The 15,724-nt window shown below is 66.9% G+C and carries 20 protein-coding genes; 10 read left to right on the top strand and 10 right to left on the bottom strand.

The features are described 5' to 3' along the window. Nucleotides 1-9 precede the first annotated feature (9 nt). The 6 genes from nusB to nrdR all read right to left on the bottom strand — a co-directional run bounded on the left by nusB (nt 10) and on the right by nrdR (nt 4,486). Nucleotides 10-510: a transcription antitermination factor NusB gene (gene nusB, locus AC25M7_RS17855; protein ID WP_028690278.1), complete on the bottom strand. Its 501-nt coding sequence runs from the start codon at nt 508-510 to the stop codon at nt 10-12. Further along, nucleotides 507-983: a 6,7-dimethyl-8-ribityllumazine synthase gene (gene ribH / locus AC25M7_RS17850; RefSeq protein ID WP_003255395.1), complete on the bottom strand. Its 477-nt coding sequence runs from the start codon at nt 981-983 to the stop codon at nt 507-509. The genes nusB and ribH overlap by 4 nt, the downstream gene beginning before the upstream one ends. A gap of 91 nt (nt 984-1,074) precedes the next feature. Then, nucleotides 1,075-2,166 carry a bifunctional 3,4-dihydroxy-2-butanone-4-phosphate synthase/GTP cyclohydrolase II gene (ribBA, locus tag AC25M7_RS17845; RefSeq protein WP_028690277.1) on the bottom strand — a complete coding sequence of 364 codons (1,092 nt, stop codon included), beginning with the start codon at nt 2,164-2,166 and terminating at the stop codon, nt 1,075-1,077. A gap of 18 nt (nt 2,167-2,184) precedes the next feature. After that, complete coding sequence (locus AC25M7_RS17840) at nt 2,185-2,850, bottom strand: riboflavin synthase (protein ID WP_028690276.1); 666 nt, start codon at nt 2,848-2,850, stop codon at nt 2,185-2,187. A gap of 41 nt (nt 2,851-2,891) precedes the next feature. Continuing rightward, nucleotides 2,892-4,019 (bottom strand): bifunctional diaminohydroxyphosphoribosylaminopyrimidine deaminase/5-amino-6-(5-phosphoribosylamino)uracil reductase RibD, encoded by a 1,128-nt coding sequence (gene ribD, locus AC25M7_RS17835; protein WP_028690275.1) that lies wholly within the window; start codon nt 4,017-4,019, stop codon nt 2,892-2,894. Nucleotides 4,020-4,021: 2 nt separating this feature from the next. Continuing rightward, a complete protein-coding gene (nrdR, locus tag AC25M7_RS17830) occupies nt 4,022-4,486 on the bottom strand; it encodes a transcriptional regulator NrdR (protein ID WP_009685710.1) in 465 nt (154 codons plus the stop codon). A gap of 105 nt (nt 4,487-4,591) precedes the next feature. Between nrdR and AC25M7_RS17825 the strand changes: the two genes are divergently transcribed. Genes AC25M7_RS17825 through trxA form a run of 3 tightly spaced genes read left to right on the top strand, consistent with a single transcriptional unit; the run spans nt 4,592 to nt 6,608 of the window. After that, on the top strand, nt 4,592-5,044 hold the full coding sequence (locus AC25M7_RS17825; protein ID WP_028690274.1) for a YbaY family lipoprotein: 453 nt from the start codon (nt 4,592-4,594) through the stop codon (nt 5,042-5,044). Continuing rightward, nucleotides 5,045-5,704, top strand: a complete 660-nt coding sequence (locus AC25M7_RS17820) for a class I SAM-dependent methyltransferase (RefSeq protein WP_486971322.1) — start codon at nt 5,045-5,047, stop codon at nt 5,702-5,704. Between the two features lie 31 nt (nt 5,705-5,735). Then, nucleotides 5,736-6,608 carry a thioredoxin gene (trxA, locus tag AC25M7_RS17815; RefSeq protein ID WP_028690272.1) on the top strand — a complete coding sequence of 291 codons (873 nt, stop codon included), beginning with the start codon at nt 5,736-5,738 and terminating at the stop codon, nt 6,606-6,608. A gap of 26 nt (nt 6,609-6,634) precedes the next feature. Here trxA and AC25M7_RS17810 read toward each other — a convergent pair whose 3' ends face one another. Then, the gene (locus AC25M7_RS17810; protein ID WP_028690271.1) at nt 6,635-6,979 is read right to left on the bottom strand and encodes a hypothetical protein; all 345 of its coding nucleotides are present in this window, start codon (nt 6,977-6,979) and stop codon (nt 6,635-6,637) included. Nucleotides 6,980-7,114: 135 nt separating this feature from the next. Here AC25M7_RS17810 and AC25M7_RS17805 point away from each other — a divergent pair, with 135 nt between their 5' ends. The 5 genes from AC25M7_RS17805 (at nt 7,115) to AC25M7_RS17785 (ending at nt 11,050) form a co-directional block, all read left to right on the top strand. Then, nucleotides 7,115-7,696, top strand: a complete 582-nt coding sequence (locus tag AC25M7_RS17805; protein WP_028690270.1) for a DUF2796 domain-containing protein — start codon at nt 7,115-7,117, stop codon at nt 7,694-7,696. Beyond that, a complete protein-coding gene (locus AC25M7_RS17800; protein ID WP_028690269.1) occupies nt 7,697-8,407 on the top strand; it encodes an ABC transporter ATP-binding protein in 711 nt (236 codons plus the stop codon). Continuing rightward, a complete protein-coding gene (locus tag AC25M7_RS17795) occupies nt 8,407-9,672 on the top strand; it encodes an ABC transporter permease (protein WP_062361877.1) in 1,266 nt (421 codons plus the stop codon). The genes AC25M7_RS17800 and AC25M7_RS17795 overlap by 1 nt, the downstream gene beginning before the upstream one ends. A 99-nt stretch (nt 9,673-9,771) precedes the next feature. Continuing rightward, nucleotides 9,772-10,257, top strand: coding sequence for a DUF3299 domain-containing protein (locus AC25M7_RS17790; protein WP_036985990.1), 486 nt, complete (start codon nt 9,772-9,774; stop codon nt 10,255-10,257). Nucleotides 10,258-10,366: 109 nt separating this feature from the next. Next, nucleotides 10,367-11,050 carry an OmpW/AlkL family protein gene (locus AC25M7_RS17785; RefSeq protein ID WP_028690266.1) on the top strand — a complete coding sequence of 228 codons (684 nt, stop codon included), beginning with the start codon at nt 10,367-10,369 and terminating at the stop codon, nt 11,048-11,050. Here the strand turns inward: AC25M7_RS17785 and AC25M7_RS17780 are convergent. Next, entirely contained in the window at nt 11,038-12,258 is a 1,221-nt protein-coding gene (locus tag AC25M7_RS17780; RefSeq protein WP_028690265.1) for an MFS transporter, read from the bottom strand. The genes AC25M7_RS17785 and AC25M7_RS17780 overlap by 13 nt on opposite strands. Nucleotides 12,259-12,362: 104 nt before the next feature. On the opposite strand from AC25M7_RS17780, the gene AC25M7_RS17775 reads away from it, so the two are divergent. After that, nucleotides 12,363-12,803 carry a winged helix-turn-helix transcriptional regulator gene (locus tag AC25M7_RS17775; protein WP_486971321.1) on the top strand — a complete coding sequence of 147 codons (441 nt, stop codon included), beginning with the start codon at nt 12,363-12,365 and terminating at the stop codon, nt 12,801-12,803. A gap of 74 nt (nt 12,804-12,877) precedes the next feature. Here AC25M7_RS17775 and AC25M7_RS17770 read toward each other — a convergent pair whose 3' ends face one another. After that, on the bottom strand, nt 12,878-13,810 hold the full coding sequence (locus AC25M7_RS17770) for an NAD-dependent epimerase/dehydratase family protein (protein ID WP_028690263.1): 933 nt from the start codon (nt 13,808-13,810) through the stop codon (nt 12,878-12,880). Further along, nucleotides 13,803-14,687, bottom strand: a complete 885-nt coding sequence (locus AC25M7_RS17765; RefSeq protein ID WP_028690262.1) for a sugar nucleotide-binding protein — start codon at nt 14,685-14,687, stop codon at nt 13,803-13,805. The genes AC25M7_RS17770 and AC25M7_RS17765 overlap by 8 nt, the downstream gene beginning before the upstream one ends. 182 nt (nt 14,688-14,869) lie before the next feature. On the opposite strand from AC25M7_RS17765, the gene AC25M7_RS17760 reads away from it, so the two are divergent. Then, the gene (locus tag AC25M7_RS17760) at nt 14,870-15,709 is read left to right on the top strand and encodes an alpha/beta hydrolase (protein WP_028690261.1); all 840 of its coding nucleotides are present in this window, start codon (nt 14,870-14,872) and stop codon (nt 15,707-15,709) included. Nucleotides 15,710-15,724 lie beyond the last annotated feature (15 nt).

Here is a 15,724-nt window from a genome sequence, read left to right as displayed (position 1 = left end):
GCGCCGCGATCAGCGCTTGTTCGCCTTGACTTCCGCTTCACGCAGACGCGGAGCCAGCTTGTCCAGCACACCGTTGACGAACTTGTGGCCGTCGGTGGCGCCGAAGACCTTGGCCAGTTCCACACCTTCGTTGATGACGACGCGGTACGGCACATCGACGCGCATCATGAACTCCCAGGTGGACAGGCGCAGCACGGCCAGCTCGACCGGGTCGAGTTCTTCCAGCGGCGTGTCCAGGCAAGGCTTGAGCGCCTCGTCGATCTCGACCTTCTTCGCCGGGACCCCGTGCAGGATCTCGCGGAAGTAGGCGCCGTCGACATCGGAGAAATCGTTATCGACCCGGAACTGCGCTTCCACTTCGTTCAGCGAGTGCTTGGCCATGTGCCACTGGTAGAGCGCTTGCGTGGCGAGCTTGCGGGCTTCGCGACGCTTGGCGCTCTTCGAGGGCTTGCCGGCATCCGCAGGTTTTGGATCGCGCGGGTTGAAACGATCGCTTTCGTCGCTAATCACTTGGCCTCCAACTGCGCCAGCAGACTGACCATTTCCAGGGCCGACAGGGCAGCTTCGGCACCTTTGTTGCCGGCCTTGGTGCCGGAACGCTCGATGGCCTGCTCGATGGAGTCAACGGTCAGGACGCCGAAGGCCACCGGAACACCGAACTCCATGGACACCTGGGCCAGGCCCTTGGTGCACTCGCCCGCCACGTATTCGAAGTGCGGGGTACCGCCACGGATCACCGCGCCCAGGGCGATGATCGCGTCATAAGCACCCTGCTGGGCGACTTTCTGCGCTACCAGCGGGATTTCGAACGCGCCCGGGGCACGGATGATGGTGATGTCGCTTTCGCTGACGCCGTGGCGTACCAGGGCATCGACTGCACCGCTTACCAGGCTTTCGACGACGAAGCTGTTGAAGCGGCCAACCACCAAAGCATAGCGACCTTTGGGGGCGATGAAGGTACCTTCGATGGTCTTCAGGGTCATTCCGGAGTTCTCATCTTCAAGAGCGAGGCCGCGCTGTGGCGGCCTCGGGAGGGTTTTGACTCGAGTCTAGGGGCGATCAGGCCGCCTCAAGTCACTCGGAGGGCACGTATTCTACAACTTCCAGATCGAATCCGGATATCGCATTGAACTTCATCGGCGAACTCATCAGGCGCATCTTGCGCACACCGAGATCGCGCAGGATCTGCGAGCCGGCACCGACGGTGCTGTAAGTGGTCGGCGCCTTGGGCTGCGTATCGCCGGCGCTCTCGCGGATATGCGCCAGCAACACGTCGCCGTCCAGCGGGTGGCCCAGCAGCAGCACCACGCCGCTGCCGGCCTCGGCCACGGCGCTCATGGCCGCGCGCAGGCTCCAGCGGCCCGGCTGCTTGACCATCAGCAGGTCGCGCAGCGGGTCCATGTTGTGCACCCTCACCAGGGTCGGCTCTTCGGCGCAGATCTTGCCCAGGGTCAGGGCCATGTGCACGTCGCCCTCCACCGCGTCGCGATAGGTGACCAGGTTGAACTGGCCCAGCTCGCTCTCGATCGGCTGTTCGGAGACGCGCTGCACGGTGCGCTCGTGGATCATGCGGTAGTGGATCAGGTCGGCGATGGTGCCGATCTTCAGGCCATGCTCGGCAGCGAACACTTCCAGTTCGGCGCGACGCGACATGGTGCCGTCGTCGTTCATCACCTCACAGATCACCCCGCTCGGCTCGAAACCGGCCATGCGCGCCAGGTCGCAAGCGGCCTCGGTGTGGCCGGCACGGGCCAGGGTGCCGCCGGGCTGGGCCATCAGCGGGAAGATGTGGCCGGGGCTGACGATGTCCTCGGCCTTGGCGTCCTTGGCGGCAGCGGCCTGCACGGTGCGAGCGCGGTCGGCGGCGGAGATGCCGGTGGTGACGCCTTCGGCGGCCTCGATCGACACGGTGAACTTGGTGCCGAAGCCCGAGCCGTTGCGCGGCGCCATCAGCGGCAGCTTCAGTGTTTCGCAGCGCTCGCGGGTCATCGGCATGCAGATCAGGCCACGGGCGTGCTTGGCCATGAAGTTGATGTGCTCGGGCAGGCAGCACTCGGCCGCCATGATGATGTCGCCTTCGTTCTCGCGGTCTTCGTCATCCATGAGGATGACCATTTTGCCCTGGCGGATGTCTTCGACCAGTTCTTCGATGCTGTTGAGCGCCACGCGGCACCCCCTTCTCAATCAGGATTTCAAGAAGCCGTTGGCGGCCAGGAAGCTTTCGGTGATGCCACTGCCTTTGCTCGGCTCGGCGGCCTTGTCGCCCAGCAGCAGACGCTCCAGGTAACGGGCCAGCAGGTCGACCTCAAGGTTCACCCGACGCCCTGCGCGGTAGTCGGCCATGATGGTTTCGGACAGGGTGTGCGGGACGATGGTCAGCTCGAACTCGGCGCCATCGACTTCGTTGACCGTCAGGCTGGTGCCGTCGACGGTGATCGAGCCCTTGTGGGCGATGTACTTGGCCAGTTCCTTGGGCGCGCGCACGCGGAACTGGATGGCGCGGGCGTTATCGGCACGCGAGACGATCTCGCCGACACCGTCGACGTGGCCGCTGACCAAGTGGCCACCCAGGCGGGTGGTGGGGGTCAGGGCCTTTTCCAGGTTGACCCGGCTGCCGCTCTTGAGATCGACCATGGCGGTGCGCTTGAGGGTCTCGACGCTGACGTCGGCCCAGAAGCCGTCGCCGGGCAGTTCGACGGCGGTCAGGCACACGCCGTTGACCGCGATGCTGTCGCCGAGCTTGACGTCGCCCAGGTCGAGCTTGCCGGTCTCTACGTAGACGCGCACGTCACCGCCCTTGGGGGTGAGGCTGCGGATGGTGCCGATGGATTCGATGATGCCGGTGAACATGGTGTTCTCCTAGATACGGGCTGCGCGAGGCAAGCCAGGCATTATACGCCGGGGGGCGGCAGGGGGATGGCAGTGACTCGCCAGTCATCGCCGACCGCGCGCATTTCGGTGATCTTCAGCCGCGGCGCCTCGCTCATTTTCGACAGCGGCCAGTCCAGCAACGGACGGGCGTCGGAGCCGAGGAAGGTGCCGGCGACGAACAGCTGGTACTCGTCGACCAGGCCCTGGCGGGCGAAGGCGCCGACCAGGCCGGCGCCAGCCTCCAGCAGGATTTCGTTGACCCCGCGCCCGGCCAGGGTGCGCAGCAGTGCCGGCAGGTCGACGCGACCCTCGCTACCGGGCAGATTGATCAGTTCATGACCGGCGGCCGCATAGCGCGGGTCTTCACCAGCGGCGGTCACCACCAGCGCCGGGCCGGCCTGGAAGAAGGGCGCGTCCAGTGGCAAGCGCAGGCGCCCGTCGACCAGCACGCGCAACGGCGGGCGCGACAGGGCCAGAGTGGTGAGCGCGTCATCCAGGCCCAGTTCCTCGCCGCGCACGGTCATGCGGGCCTGGTCGAACAGCACGCTCTCGGCGCTGGTCAGTACCACGCTGGAGCGGGCGCGCAGGCGCTGCACCGCGGCACGCGCCGCGGGGCCGGTGATCCATTGGCTTTCGCCGCTGGCCATGGCGGTGCGGCCGTCCAGGCTCATCGCCAGCTTGGCGCGCACGAACGGCAGGCCCTGCTCCATGCGCTTGAGGAACCCCGGGTTGAGCGCGCGGGCCTCGGCCTCGAGCACGCCGCTGGCGACTTCGATACCGGCCTCGCGCAGGCGCTGCAAGCCGTTGCCGGCCACTTGCGGATTGGGGTCCTGCATGGCCGCCACCACCCGCGCCACCCCGGCCTTGACCAGCGCATCGGCGCACGGCGGCGTGCGGCCATGGTGGCTGCAGGGCTCGAGGGTGACGTAGGCACAGGCGCCGCGGGCGCGCTCGCCGGCCTGGCGCAGGGCATGGACCTCGGCGTGCGGCTCGCCGGCGCGCACATGCCAGCCTTCGCCGACCACCTCGCCGTCACGCACGATCACGCAGCCTACGCGGGGGTTGGGGTGGGTGCTGTACAGGCCCTTGCGGGCCAGTTCCACGGCGCGGGCCATGTAGTGGGCGTCGAGAATGGCTTGGCTGGACATGCTTACTCTTTAGCCGGCTCGCGGGCCAGGCGGTCGATTTCTTCGCGGAATTCGTCGAGGTCCTGGAAGCGCCGGTAGACCGAGGCGAAACGGATGTAGGCCACCTCGTCGAGCTTGCGCAGCTCGGCCATCACCATCTCACCAACCACCAGCGACTTCACTTCGCGCTCGCCGGTGGCACGCAGGCGGCTCTTGATGTGCGCCAGCGCCGCTTCCAGGCGCTCGACGCTGACCGGGCGCTTCTCCAGCGCGCGCTGCATGCCGGCGCGCAGCTTGTCTTCGTCGAAGGGCTGGCGCGTGCCGTCCTGCTTGATCAGCCGGGGCAGGACCAGCTCGGCGGTTTCAAAGGTAGTGAAGCGCTCGCCGCAGGCGACGCATTCGCGCCGGCGACGCACCTGTTCGCCCTCGGCGACCAGACGCGAGTCGATGACCTTGGTGTCGTTGGCACCGCAAAACGGACAGTGCATGGTGGCAGGCAACAAAAAAAGGGAGGGCCATGGTAGCGCATTGCACTGGCAAGACAAGCCAAAGGGTTTACCATCCATGCAAATCTGCCCGTGAAGGACTACCTCATGCACCCTCGAGCGCTCGTCGTGCTGTGTTGCGCCGCCCTGCTCGCCGCCTGCGGCAGCGACCGCCCCAAGCCGGAACAGGCCCCGGCCCCGGTGCCGGCCAAAGTGGCGAAGAAAACCGAACCCCTGGGCCCGCTGCCGGCCTACCAGCGCGAGTTGAGCGGCACCCTGCTGGAAATCCCGGCAGGCGCTGACGTGGAGCTGGCCCTGCTGGTGATCGATGAGCGTGGCCGGCCCCAGCAACTGCTGGCCAGCAGCACCCTGAGCGGCACCGGCCAGGCCCTGCCCTACCGCCTGCGCTTCAACCCCGAAGCCTTCCCCGCCGGCGCCCGGGTCGAACTGCGCGGCCGTGCCAGCCGCTCCGGCCAGCTGATCCTGCACCTGCCGCCGGTTCGCATTGCCCAGGCCCAAACCCAGGCCACCGGTCCGCTGCGTTTCGAAAAGGCACCCTAGATGGCCCCGCCAACCCTGCGACAGGCCCTGAGCGGCCTGTTCGGCGAAGCGCGCCTGATCGTCAGCGAACTGCCTGGGTGCGACCTGAAACTCTGGTTGATCGATGAACAGAACATGGACCGTGAGTTCAGCCGCGAGGAAACCCGGCGCATTCTCGAGGAGCCGCCCTACTGGAGCTTCTGCTGGGCCAGCGGCCTGGCCATGGCGCGCTACCTGGCCGAGCATCCGCAATGGGTGCGCGGCAAGCGCGTGCTGGATTTCGGCGCCGGCTCCGGCATCGCCGGGATCGCCGCCGCCCGCGCTGGCGCGCGGGAGGTAGTGGCCTGCGACCTCGACCCGCTGGCCCTGGACGCCTGCCGTGCCAACGCCGCGCTGAACGGCGTGACGCTGAACTACAGCAGCGATTTCTTTGCCGAGGCCGACCGCTTCGACCTGATCCTGGTCGCCGATGTACTCTACGACCGCGCCAACCTGCCGCTGCTGGACGAGTTCCTCAGCCGAGGTCGCCAGGCGCTGGTGGCCGATTCGCGGGTGCGCGATTTCAGCCACCCGCTGTACCGCCCGCTCGGGGTGCTCGAGGCGCTGACCCTGCCTGATCTGGCCGAGCCGCACGAATTCCGCCGGGTCAGCCTGTACCACGCCAGCCGCGAGCCCTTATAGTGGAGGTATTCACCGATTTGCGAGAGTCACGATGAGCCAGGAAACACCCTTTATCTTCGATGCCACCGATGCCACCTTCCAGCAACTGGTCATCGAGAACTCCTTCCACAAGCCGGTGCTGGTCGACTTCTGGGCCGAATGGTGCGCGCCGTGCAAGGCGCTGATGCCGCTGCTGGCGAAAATCGCCGAGGGCTACCAGGGCGAGCTGCTGCTGGCCAAGATCAACTGCGACGTCGAGCAGCAGGTCGTCGCCCAGTTCGGCATTCGCAGCCTGCCGACCGTGGTGCTGTTCAAGGACGGCCAGCCGGTCGACGGTTTCGCCGGCGCGCAACCCGAGTCGGCCATCCGCGCCATGCTCGAACCCCACGTGCAGATGCCCGCGCCGCCCGCCGCCGCGCCGCTGGAGCAGGCCAAGGCGCTGTTCGCCGAAAGCCGATTCAGCGAAGCCGAAGCCCTGCTGCAGGTGCTGCTGGGTGAAGACAACAGCAATGCCGAGGCGCTGATCCTCTATGCCCGCTGCCTGGCCGAACGGGGCGAGCTGGGCGAAGCCCAGGTGGTGCTCGACGCGGTCAAGACCGATGAGCACAAGGCCGCCCTGGCCGGCGCCAAGGCCCAGCTGACCTTCCTGCGCCAGGCCGCCAGCCTGCCGGAAGCCGCCGAGCTGAAGAGCCGCCTGGCGCAGAACCCGCAGGACGACGAGGCGGCCTACCAGCTGTGCATCCAGCAGTTGGCGCGCCAGCAGTACGAGGCCGCGATGGAGGGGCTGCTGAAGCTGTTCCAGCGCAACCGCGCCTACGAGAACGGCTTGCCGCAGAAGGCGCTGCTGCAGGTGTTCGAACTACTGGGCAACGCTCACCCGCTGGTCAGCCTGTATCGCCGCAAGCTGTCCGCTGCGCTGTTCTGAGGCTGTTGGGGCTGCTTTGCAGCCCCTCACCCCACCCAGCGATAAACCGGCGCATCCACGCCGCTTTCCACCTTCACCTCACTGCTGTGGCGCAAGCGCACCAGCAGCCGCTTGCCCGCCGCCACGTTCCCGGCCAGCCCCTCCAGGCGCTCCAGCAGCGCCGGCCCGCTCATCTGCCCCGCCTGGCGCAGCACGTCACGCGCCGCTGCCCATTGTCCGTCATCCTGCCGAGGTGCCGGGCTGGTGGTGACCGGCACCGCCTCGACAGACGCCGGCACTTCCAGTCGACGCCCCAGCTGCGCCCACTCCTCCGGCGCCAGCTCAATGGTCAGGTCCACCGGCCATTCACCGATCTGTCCACGAATTCTCACGATAGGTACCCTGCCTCCAGTCTCGATGCCGCCATGCTCCCACGAACATGAAACCTGTGCCAGGCAGGCTGGCGGGGCAAAGTAAAATTGTTATAACATCACATAATCTTTCCCAAACCGCCTGTGGAGCCGTCCATGCGTCGTCTGTTGCTCGCCCTGCCCTTCGCCCTGCTGCCCCTGGCCGTGGCCCATGCCCACGACGACCACGACCACGATCATGACCACGCCCATGGCTCCCTCGGTGCCCACGAGCATGGCGTGGCCAAGCTCAACGCGGTGCTCGACGGCAACACCCTCGAGCTGGAACTGGACAGCCCGGCGATGAACATTGTCGGCTTCGAGCACGTGGCCAGCAACGATACCGACAAGGCCAAGGTCGCCGCCGCCCGCCAGCAGCTCGAACAGCCCTTGAAACTGTTCGGCGTTGCCCCGGCAGCCGGCTGCAAGGAAGACGCCCAGGAGCTGGAAAGCCCGCTGTTCGGCGACGCCGCCCAGGCCGACGAGGATGGCGACAGCCATGAGCATGAGCACGGTCACGCCGACGTCAACGCCCACTACCAGCTGACCTGCGCCACCCCGGACAAACTCACCCAGATCGACCTCGGCCCGCTGTTCAAGACCTTCCCGCAGACCCAGAAGATCAACGTGCAACTGATCGGCCCCAACGGCCAGAAAGGCATCGAGGCCACCCCCGCCAAGGCCGTGGTCGCGTTCTGAATGAACCAGCCGCTGATCGAACTGCATGACCTGGTGTTCGCCTGGCCCGGCCAGGCGCCGCTCCTGGAAATCCCTGCATTTCGCCTGGAGCCCGGCGAGGCGCTGTTCCTCAAGGGCCCCAGCGGCAGCGGCAAGACCACCCTGCTCGGCCTGCTGGGAGGGGTCAACCGCCCCGGACAAGGCAGCATCCGCCTGCTTGGCCAGGACCTTGCGGCCCTGGGCCTGGGTGCGCGCGACCGTTTCCGGGTCGATCACACCGGCTACATCTTCCAGCAGTTCAACCTCCTGCCGTTCCTGTCGGTGCGGGAGAATGTCGAGCTGCCTTGTCGCTTCTCGAAAAGCCGCGCGGCCCGCGCCGCCCAGCGCCATGGCAGCATCGACCAGGCCGCTGCCCAACTGCTCGCCCACCTTGGCCTGGACAACCCGGCGCTGCTCGCCCGCCGCGCCGACAGCCTGTCGATCGGCCAGCAGCAGCGGGTTGCCGCGGCCCGGGCGCTGATCGGTCAGCCCGAGCTGGTGATTGCCGACGAGCCCACCTCGGCCCTCGACGCCGACACCCGCGAGGCCTTCATCCGCCTGCTGTTCGACGAATGCCGCGACGCGGGTGCCAGCCTGCTGTTCGTCAGCCATGACCAGAGCCTGGCGCCGCTGTTCGACCGGCACCTGTCCCTGGCCGAGCTCAACCGCGCCGCCAAGCCCCGGGAGGCCTGATGTACCTGCTTCGCCTTGCCCTGGCCAGCCTGGCCAACCGCCGCTTCACCGCCCTGCTCACCGCGTTCGCCATCGCCCTGTCGGTGTGCCTGCTGCTGGCCGTCGAGCGGGTGCGCACCGAGGCCCGCGCCAGCTTCGCCAGCACCATCAGCGGCACCGACCTGATCGTCGGCGCCCGCTCGGGGTCGGTGAACCTGCTGCTGTACTCGGTGTTTCGCATCGGCAACGCCACCAACAACATCCGCTGGGACAGCTACCAGCACTACGCCAGCGACCCGCGGGTGAAATGGGCCATCCCCATTTCCCTGGGTGACTCGCACCGTGGCTACCGGGTGATGGGCACCACCACCGACTACTTCAGCCACTACCAGTTCGGCCGCCGCCAGCACCTGGCACTCGACCAGGGCCGGGCGTTCGCCGACGATCCGTTCGAGGTGGTGCTCGGCGCCGAAGTGGCCCAGGCGCTGCACTACAAGCTCGGCGACAAGCTGGTCCTGGCGCATGGTGTAGCCGCCATCAGCCTGGTCAAGCACGACGACAAGCCGTTCACCGTGGTCGGCGTGCTCGAGCGCACCGGCACCCCGGTGGACCGTACCCTGCACATCAGCCTGGCCGGCATGGAGGCGATCCACATCGACTGGCACAACGGCGTGCCGGCACGTGGCGCCGGGCGCATCAGCGCCGAGCAGGCCCGCACCATGGACCTGCAGCCTGCGGCCATCACCGCCTTCATGCTCGGGCTCAACAGCAAGATCGCCACGTTCAGCCTGCAGCGCGAGATCAACGAATACCGCGCCGAACCGCTGCTGGCGATCCTGCCCGGCGTGGCCCTGCAGGAGCTGTGGAGCCTGATGGGCACGGCGGAGCAGGCCTTGTTCGTGGTGTCGCTGTTCGTTGTGCTCACCGGCCTGATCGGCATGCTCACGGCCATTCTCACCAGCCTCAACGAGCGCCGCCGGGAAATGGCCATCCTGCGATCGGTGGGTGCCCGTCCCTGGCATATCGCCGGATTGCTGGTGCTCGAGGCGCTGGCCTTGGCGCTGGCAGGCATCGCCGCCGGGCTGGGGTTGCTGTACGCAGGCATAGCCCTGGCCCAGGGCTATGTACAGGCCAACTATGGGCTATACCTGCCACTGGCCTGGCCGAGCGCCCACGAGTGGACGTTGCTGGCCATCATCCTCGGCGCGGCGCTGCTGATGGGTAGCGTGCCGGCCTGGCGCGCCTATCGGCAGTCGTTGGCCGATGGTTTGTCGATCCACCTTTAAGAGACAGACATGATCCTAGACTTCACCACCCTCTTCGCGGGTAAACCCGCGAAGAGGGCAAGACCGATCATTCAGTATCTGCTGCTCACGATCCTGCTGATGACTTCGCTGCCCCTCTGGGCCGCCGACCCGCGCGAGCTGGACTGGCCCGCCCTGATCCCCGAGGGCGCGCCGGTCATCCCGCCACAACTGACGCCCCTGCACGATCTGTCGCAGATCAGCGACGCGCTGTCCGCCGAGGCCGCCCCCGCCGCCCGCCAGCAGGCGCCCAACGCGCCGGTGGTGAAAGCCCTGGACGGCCAGCAGGTGAAGATCCCCGGCTACATCGTGCCGCTGGAAGTCAGCGACGAAGGCCGCACCACCGAGTTCCTCCTGGTGCCCTACTACGGCGCCTGCATCCATGTGCCGCCACCGCCGTCGAACCAGATCGTGCATATCTTCAGCGAGATGGGCGTGCGCATCGAAGACCTGTACCAACCGTACTGGATCGAGGGCACGATGCAGGTCAAGGCCAGCAGCAGCGAACTGGCGGACGCCGGTTACCAGATGGAAGCAGAGAAAATCTACGCTTATGAGCTGAAGTGAGCATTGCGTCACCCCGATAGCACGGCTTCTTTGAGCTGGGTCAAACTTTCTGTTTAGTCAGCTTCGTACCATTGGACTACTCGATTACTCACGTCCTCTGGGAGCTTCCATGAACAAGTCCTTGCTCGGTGCCTCGCTCGTCGCGTTGGCGCTTGCAGCCCCTGTCGCCCACGCCCACCAGGCGGGGGATTTCATCCTCCGCGCCGGCGCCATCACCACCGCGCCCAACGAGAACAGCGGCGACATCAAGCTCGACGGCGCCAAGGTCTCGGGCACCAAGGCGACTCTGGACAGTGACACCCAGCTGGGCCTGGCCTTCGCCTACATGCTCACCGACCACATCGGTCTCGAGCTGCTGGCCGCCACCCCGTTCCAGCACAAAGTCGGCGTCAAGGGCCTCGGCCCTGGCCTGGACGGCAAGCTGGCCGACATCAAGCAACTGCCGCCGACCCTGTCGCTGCAGTACTACCCGATGGCGCCGTCCTCGAAGTTCCAGCCATACGCCGGCGTGGGCATCAACTACACGATGTTCTTCGATGAGGACCTGACCAGCGACCGTAAGGCCCAGGGCTTCAGCAACATGAAGCTGAAGGACTCGGTCGGCATCGCCGGCCAGTTGGGCATGGACTACATGCTCACCGACAACCTGCTGCTCAACGCCGCGGTCTGGTACGTCGACATCGACACCAAGGCCAGCATCGACGGCCCGAGCGCCCTGGGCGTCGGCAAGACCAAAGTCGACGTCGATGTCGATCCGTGGGTCTACATGGTCGGTATCGGCTACAAGTTCTGATCCGCAGGCGCGCCTGCTCCCTCTGGAGCGGGCGCGCCACGCATCGTCTCGACGCTCCAGAGATACCCCCAATAGCCCCAGGCCAGCGCGCTTATCCCCGCCCCCACCCCGCACACCGCCACCCAGCCCCACTGTCCGTAAACCCAGGTCGCCACGACCGCCCCTACCCCGCTGCCGAGCGAATAGCAGCACATGTAGGCGCCGATCAGCCGGCTGGCCATCTCGCCGCGCCCCGCCAGCAGCAGGCTCTGGTTAGTCACGTGCACCGCCTGCACGGCCAGGTCCAGCATCAGAATCCCGACTACCAGCGCCAGCAATGATTGCTCAAGGTAGGCGATGGGCAGCCACGACAGGGTCAGCAGACCCAATGCCCAGCCAGTCACCCGCCGTCCATGTCCGTGATCCGCCAGACGCCCGGCACGCGATGCCGCCAGTGCCCCCGCCACGCCGGCCAGACCGAACAGCCCGACTTGCGTGTGATCCAGTGCCAGTGGCGCGGCGCTCAAGGGCAGCACCATCGCACTCCACAGCACGCTGAACGCCGCGAACACCAGCACCGCGAACACACCGCGCTCACGCAGCAGACGGTCATGTCGATACAGCCGCAGCACCGATGCCAGCAACGCCCGATAGCGCTGCCTCTGCCCCTGCGGCCTGGCGACAGGCAAGCGCCAGGCGAGCAGCCCCGCCATTGCCAGCGCAAGCACCGCCGCCAGGCCATACACACCCTGCCAGCCGAGCAGGTCGGCTACCGCGCCTGATACCAGGCGCGCCGAGAGGATGCCCAGTACCACGCCGCTGGTCACCGTGCCCACTACCTGCCCTTGTTCGGCGGGCGTGGCGAGCGTGGCGGCATGCGCCACCATCACCTGCACCACCACCGCAGCCAGGCCGACCAGGGCCATTGCGGCCAGCAGCACGGCCCAGTCCACGGCAAAGGCTACGGCCAGCAAGGCGCCGGACGAGACGAGCAATTGGCCGAGGATCAGCTGCTTGCGATCAAGCAGATCCCCCAGCGGCACGATCTGCAGCAACCCCAAGGCATAGCCGGCCTGGGTCATCCCCACTATCAAGCCGGCGCGGGCGCTACTCACCCCAAGGCTCGCTGCCATCGACTCCAGCAGCGGCTGGGCGAGATACACCGTGGCCACGGCCAGTGCGCAGGCGGCGGCCAACAACAACGTCAATCCACGGGTGAGCGTCGACATCGAAGACTCCCTTTCAAGTCTGGTTTCAATTTAAAACCACATGACTGGCTTTCTAGCAAAGGTGGTTTTATTCTGCAACCAGATAGACACCCAAGGATCGCGCCATGCTCGACGAGAACAACCAGCAATGCCCTGTGGCCCGCGCCTTGGAGGTGCTCGGCGACCGTTGGGCGCTGATGATCCTGCGCGATGCCTTTGACGGCCTGCGCCGCTTCAGCGAATTGCAGAAGAACCTGGGGCTGGCGAAGAACATCCTCGCCTCGCGCTTGAAGCTGCTGGTGGAGGCGGAACTGCTGGTGCAGCAGCCGGCCTCGGATGGCAGTGCCTACAAGGAATATGTGCTGACCGAACGGGGGCGCTCGGTGTTTCCGATCGTGATCGGCTTGCGCCAGTGGGGGGAGCGCTACCTGTTCACGGCGGGGGAATCACGCTCGCAGGTGGTGGATGATCGTGGCCAAGGCCTGGAGACGCTGCAGGTGCGGGCCCGGGATGGGCGGGAGGTGCGGCCGGAGGATTGCCGGCGGCGGGTGGTCCGGCATTCGTGATGTCATCGCGGGGCAAGCCCGCTCCCACCAGCCCCCATGGCGACGTGGGAGTGGGCTTGCCCCGCGATGGGGATTCAGACCTTGCCGAGCAACCGCGCCAGCCCCTCGACGAACGGCGTCGGCTCAGGGAACGCGAAACGCGCCAGCAAGCGCGAATTGTCTGCCCGCGAATGGCGGATATCGCCCGAGCGGGCCTGACCGTAGCTGACCGCCGGCAAACCGCCCACCACCTGCTCCAGTGCCTTGAGCAACTGGTTCAGCGAAGTCGCCTGGTTCAGGCCGATATTCACCGCGCCCTCTTCCACCACCGGCTGTTCAAGTGCCTGCACCATCACCTGGACCAGATCGCCGACGAACAGGAAGTCGCGGGTCTGCTCGCCATCACCGAACACGGTGATCGGCGTACCCTGGGTGGCGCGCTCGCAGAAGATGCTGATCACCCCCGAATACGGAGAGGAAGGATCCTGGCGCGGCCCGAAGATATTGAAGAAGCGGAACACCACCGGCTCCAGCCCATGCTGGCGGCGGTAGAAGTCCAGGTACTGCTCGCTGGCCAGCTTGTCCACCGCATAGGGAGTCAACGGTGCCTTGGGCGTGTCCTCGGCAATCGACTGGCCTTCGCCATTGTTGCCGTACACCGCCGCGCTGGAGGCGAACAGCACGCGACGGATGCCATTCAGGCGCATCGCCTCGCAGACATTGAGCGTGCCGATGAAGTTGCTCTGGTGGGTCTTCACCGGATTTTCCACCGAGGCCTGCACCGAAGCTACCGCAGCCAGGTGCACTACCGCCTGGCAACCAGTGGCGGCACGGGCCACCAGGGCGGCGTCGGCGACATCGCCTTCGAGCAGTTCAAGACGCGGATGGCCGAGCTGCAGGTTGCTGCGCTTGCCGGTCGACAGGTCGTCTAGGATACGCACCGCGTAGCCTTTCTCCAGCAACGCATCGCACAGGTGGGAGCCAATGAAGCCGGCACCGCCGGTGATCAGGATGGGGGCGTCAGCCATGTCGGTAGAATCGGTCCAGTAGGGGCGGCAAGCCGGCGCGCCAGGCGCGGGGCTTGATGCCGAAAGTGTGAAGGATCTTCTTGCAGGCCAGCACCGCGTGCTGTGGCTCCTCGCTGGCATCCGGGCGGGCGGCGTGGGCCTGGGCGGTCGGCGCCTGAACGGCCAGCTTGCGCCACTGGGTGGCCTCGGTGAGGATCGCCTGGCCGAGCACCAGCGGCGTGGTAGCCTCGTTGCCAGCATAGTGGTAGGTGCCCCACAGCGGCGCCTGGCAATCGAGCTGCTTGAGCACCGAGAGGATCACCCGCGCGGCGTCGTCCACCGGCGTCGGGTTGCCGCGGCGGTCATCGGCCAGCAGCAATTCCTGGGGCTGTTCGGCGCGGGTCAGGAAGCGCCCGAGCGCGCCGTCGATGCTTTCGTCCAGCAGCCAGCCGAAGCGCAGCAGCACATGCTGCGGGCAGGTGGCGCGCACGCTCTGCTCGATGCGCCAGAGCGCCTGGCCGCGCAGGCCGAGTGGCACCGGCTCGTCCTTCTCGCTGTAGGCAGTGGCGCGCGAGCCATCGAACACACGGTAGCTGGACGGTTGCACAAGGATCATCTCGTGGTGCTGGCACAGCTCGGCGAGCCGCTCCACCGCCCGCTCCTGCTGGGCCAGGCGTTGCTCGCTGACGGACTCGGCCTGGAACCAGTCGAAATAATAGGCCAGGTTGACCACGGCGTGCGGACGTTGCTCGTCGAGCAGCAGGGTCAGGCTGGCCGGATCCCAGCCGTTTTCCGGCGGGCGAGGCGCCAGGAAGGCGATATCTTCCTCGGCCCCAAGACGAATCAGCGCTTGCCCGAGGGCATTGCCACCACCCAACAGCATCAGGCGCATACGCATAGAGTCAACAGGTCCGGTCTGGTCGATGGAGGAAAGGGGTTCATTTTGCTGTTTCCGACAGGGGAAGTCCAACCCAGGCAAGGCCTGGCGCGCGCCGCGTGGCGATTGGCACCGGTCGGGGCGGTATTCCGCCTTTGCCGACAGCTACTTATACTGCGCCAGGCCTGTTCAAGGAGATCAACATGGATGCCGAACTGAACACTGCACAGCGCGCCAGATGGCAATTCGACGAGCCCGCGCCCGGCCCGGAGCGGTTCATTGACGAGGATTTTGCCGACTATCGCCAGCAGGCACGCCTGCTGCTGCCAGACGCCGAGCGTGCCCCCACGGTATTCGTGGTCGGCGGCGCACGCTCCGACTTCACCCGCCTCAACCCGTTGCTCTACCGCCTCCAGCAGCAGGGCATCGGCTCGTTGACCGGCAACCTGTCCGGCCACAGCCTGGCCAGCGAACCAGGGGCCAAGGACGCCTCGTTGGACATCAACCTGCAGGAGGCCTTGCGCTTTCACCGGCATCTGGACACGCGCAGCGACACCCTGGTCGGCCACAGCCTGGGCGCGTCCATAGCCCTGAAGCTGGCCGCCCAGCGCCCCAGCGTGCGCAAGCTGGTGCTGATCTGCCCGGCGGTCTACCCCGACGCGGCCCATGCCGCGCCCTTCGGGCCGGCCTTCAGCGAGGCCATCCGCAAGCCTTATGCCTTCCTCGACTGCGACAGCTACGCCTTCCTGCGCCAGTTCCAGGGCCGCGTGCTGCTGGTGATCGGCGAATACGACGGGCTCAACTCCAGGGTCCACGGCCAGGGGCCCGGCACCTCGGCCGGTACCCGGCGGCTGGCGGGCGTCGAGCGCTACAGCCCGATTCCCGAGGAGGTCACCCACGCGTTGCTGCGCTCGGTGCCGGCGCCCCATGTGGAGTGCCTGATGCTCACCGACTGCGACCACGGCATCGCCGCGCACCTGCGCGCCCGGCCGGAGGTCGCGGACCAGGTGGCCGATGCGGTGGCGGCGTTCATTCTCGACTAGTCCTGCGGCGCCCGC

The organism is Pseudomonas sp. P106(2024) (assembly GCF_057480815.1).
The sequence above is the reverse complement of the archived record's forward strand: the minus strand, read 5'-3'. Positions and strand labels throughout refer to the sequence as shown.

Coding starts and splice junctions, on each gene's coding strand:
- ribH (WP_003255395.1), bottom strand. CDS start 983: ATGACCCTGAAGACCATCGAAGGTACCTTCATCGCCCCCAAAGGTCGC.
- AC25M7_RS17840 (WP_028690276.1), bottom strand. CDS start 2,850: ATGTTCACCGGCATCATCGAATCCATCGGCACCATCCGCAGCCTCACC.
- ribD (WP_028690275.1), bottom strand. CDS start 4,019: ATGTCCAGCCAAGCCATTCTCGACGCCCACTACATGGCCCGCGCCGTG.
- nrdR (WP_009685710.1), bottom strand. CDS start 4,486: ATGCACTGTCCGTTTTGCGGTGCCAACGACACCAAGGTCATCGACTCG.
- AC25M7_RS17825 (WP_028690274.1), top strand. CDS start 4,592: ATGCACCCTCGAGCGCTCGTCGTGCTGTGTTGCGCCGCCCTGCTCGCC.
- AC25M7_RS17820 (WP_486971322.1), top strand. CDS start 5,045: ATGGCCCCGCCAACCCTGCGACAGGCCCTGAGCGGCCTGTTCGGCGAA.
- trxA (WP_028690272.1), top strand. CDS start 5,736: ATGAGCCAGGAAACACCCTTTATCTTCGATGCCACCGATGCCACCTTC.
- AC25M7_RS17805 (WP_028690270.1), top strand. CDS start 7,115: ATGCGTCGTCTGTTGCTCGCCCTGCCCTTCGCCCTGCTGCCCCTGGCC.
- AC25M7_RS17800 (WP_028690269.1), top strand. CDS start 7,697: ATGAACCAGCCGCTGATCGAACTGCATGACCTGGTGTTCGCCTGGCCC.
- AC25M7_RS17795 (WP_062361877.1), top strand. CDS start 8,407: ATGTACCTGCTTCGCCTTGCCCTGGCCAGCCTGGCCAACCGCCGCTTC.
- AC25M7_RS17790 (WP_036985990.1), top strand. CDS start 9,772: ATGACTTCGCTGCCCCTCTGGGCCGCCGACCCGCGCGAGCTGGACTGG.
- AC25M7_RS17785 (WP_028690266.1), top strand. CDS start 10,367: ATGAACAAGTCCTTGCTCGGTGCCTCGCTCGTCGCGTTGGCGCTTGCA.
- AC25M7_RS17780 (WP_028690265.1), bottom strand. CDS start 12,258: ATGTCGACGCTCACCCGTGGATTGACGTTGTTGTTGGCCGCCGCCTGC.
- AC25M7_RS17775 (WP_486971321.1), top strand. CDS start 12,363: ATGCTCGACGAGAACAACCAGCAATGCCCTGTGGCCCGCGCCTTGGAG.
- AC25M7_RS17770 (WP_028690263.1), bottom strand. CDS start 13,810: ATGGCTGACGCCCCCATCCTGATCACCGGCGGTGCCGGCTTCATTGGC.
- AC25M7_RS17765 (WP_028690262.1), bottom strand. CDS start 14,687: ATGCGTATGCGCCTGATGCTGTTGGGTGGTGGCAATGCCCTCGGGCAA.
- AC25M7_RS17760 (WP_028690261.1), top strand. CDS start 14,870: ATGGATGCCGAACTGAACACTGCACAGCGCGCCAGATGGCAATTCGAC.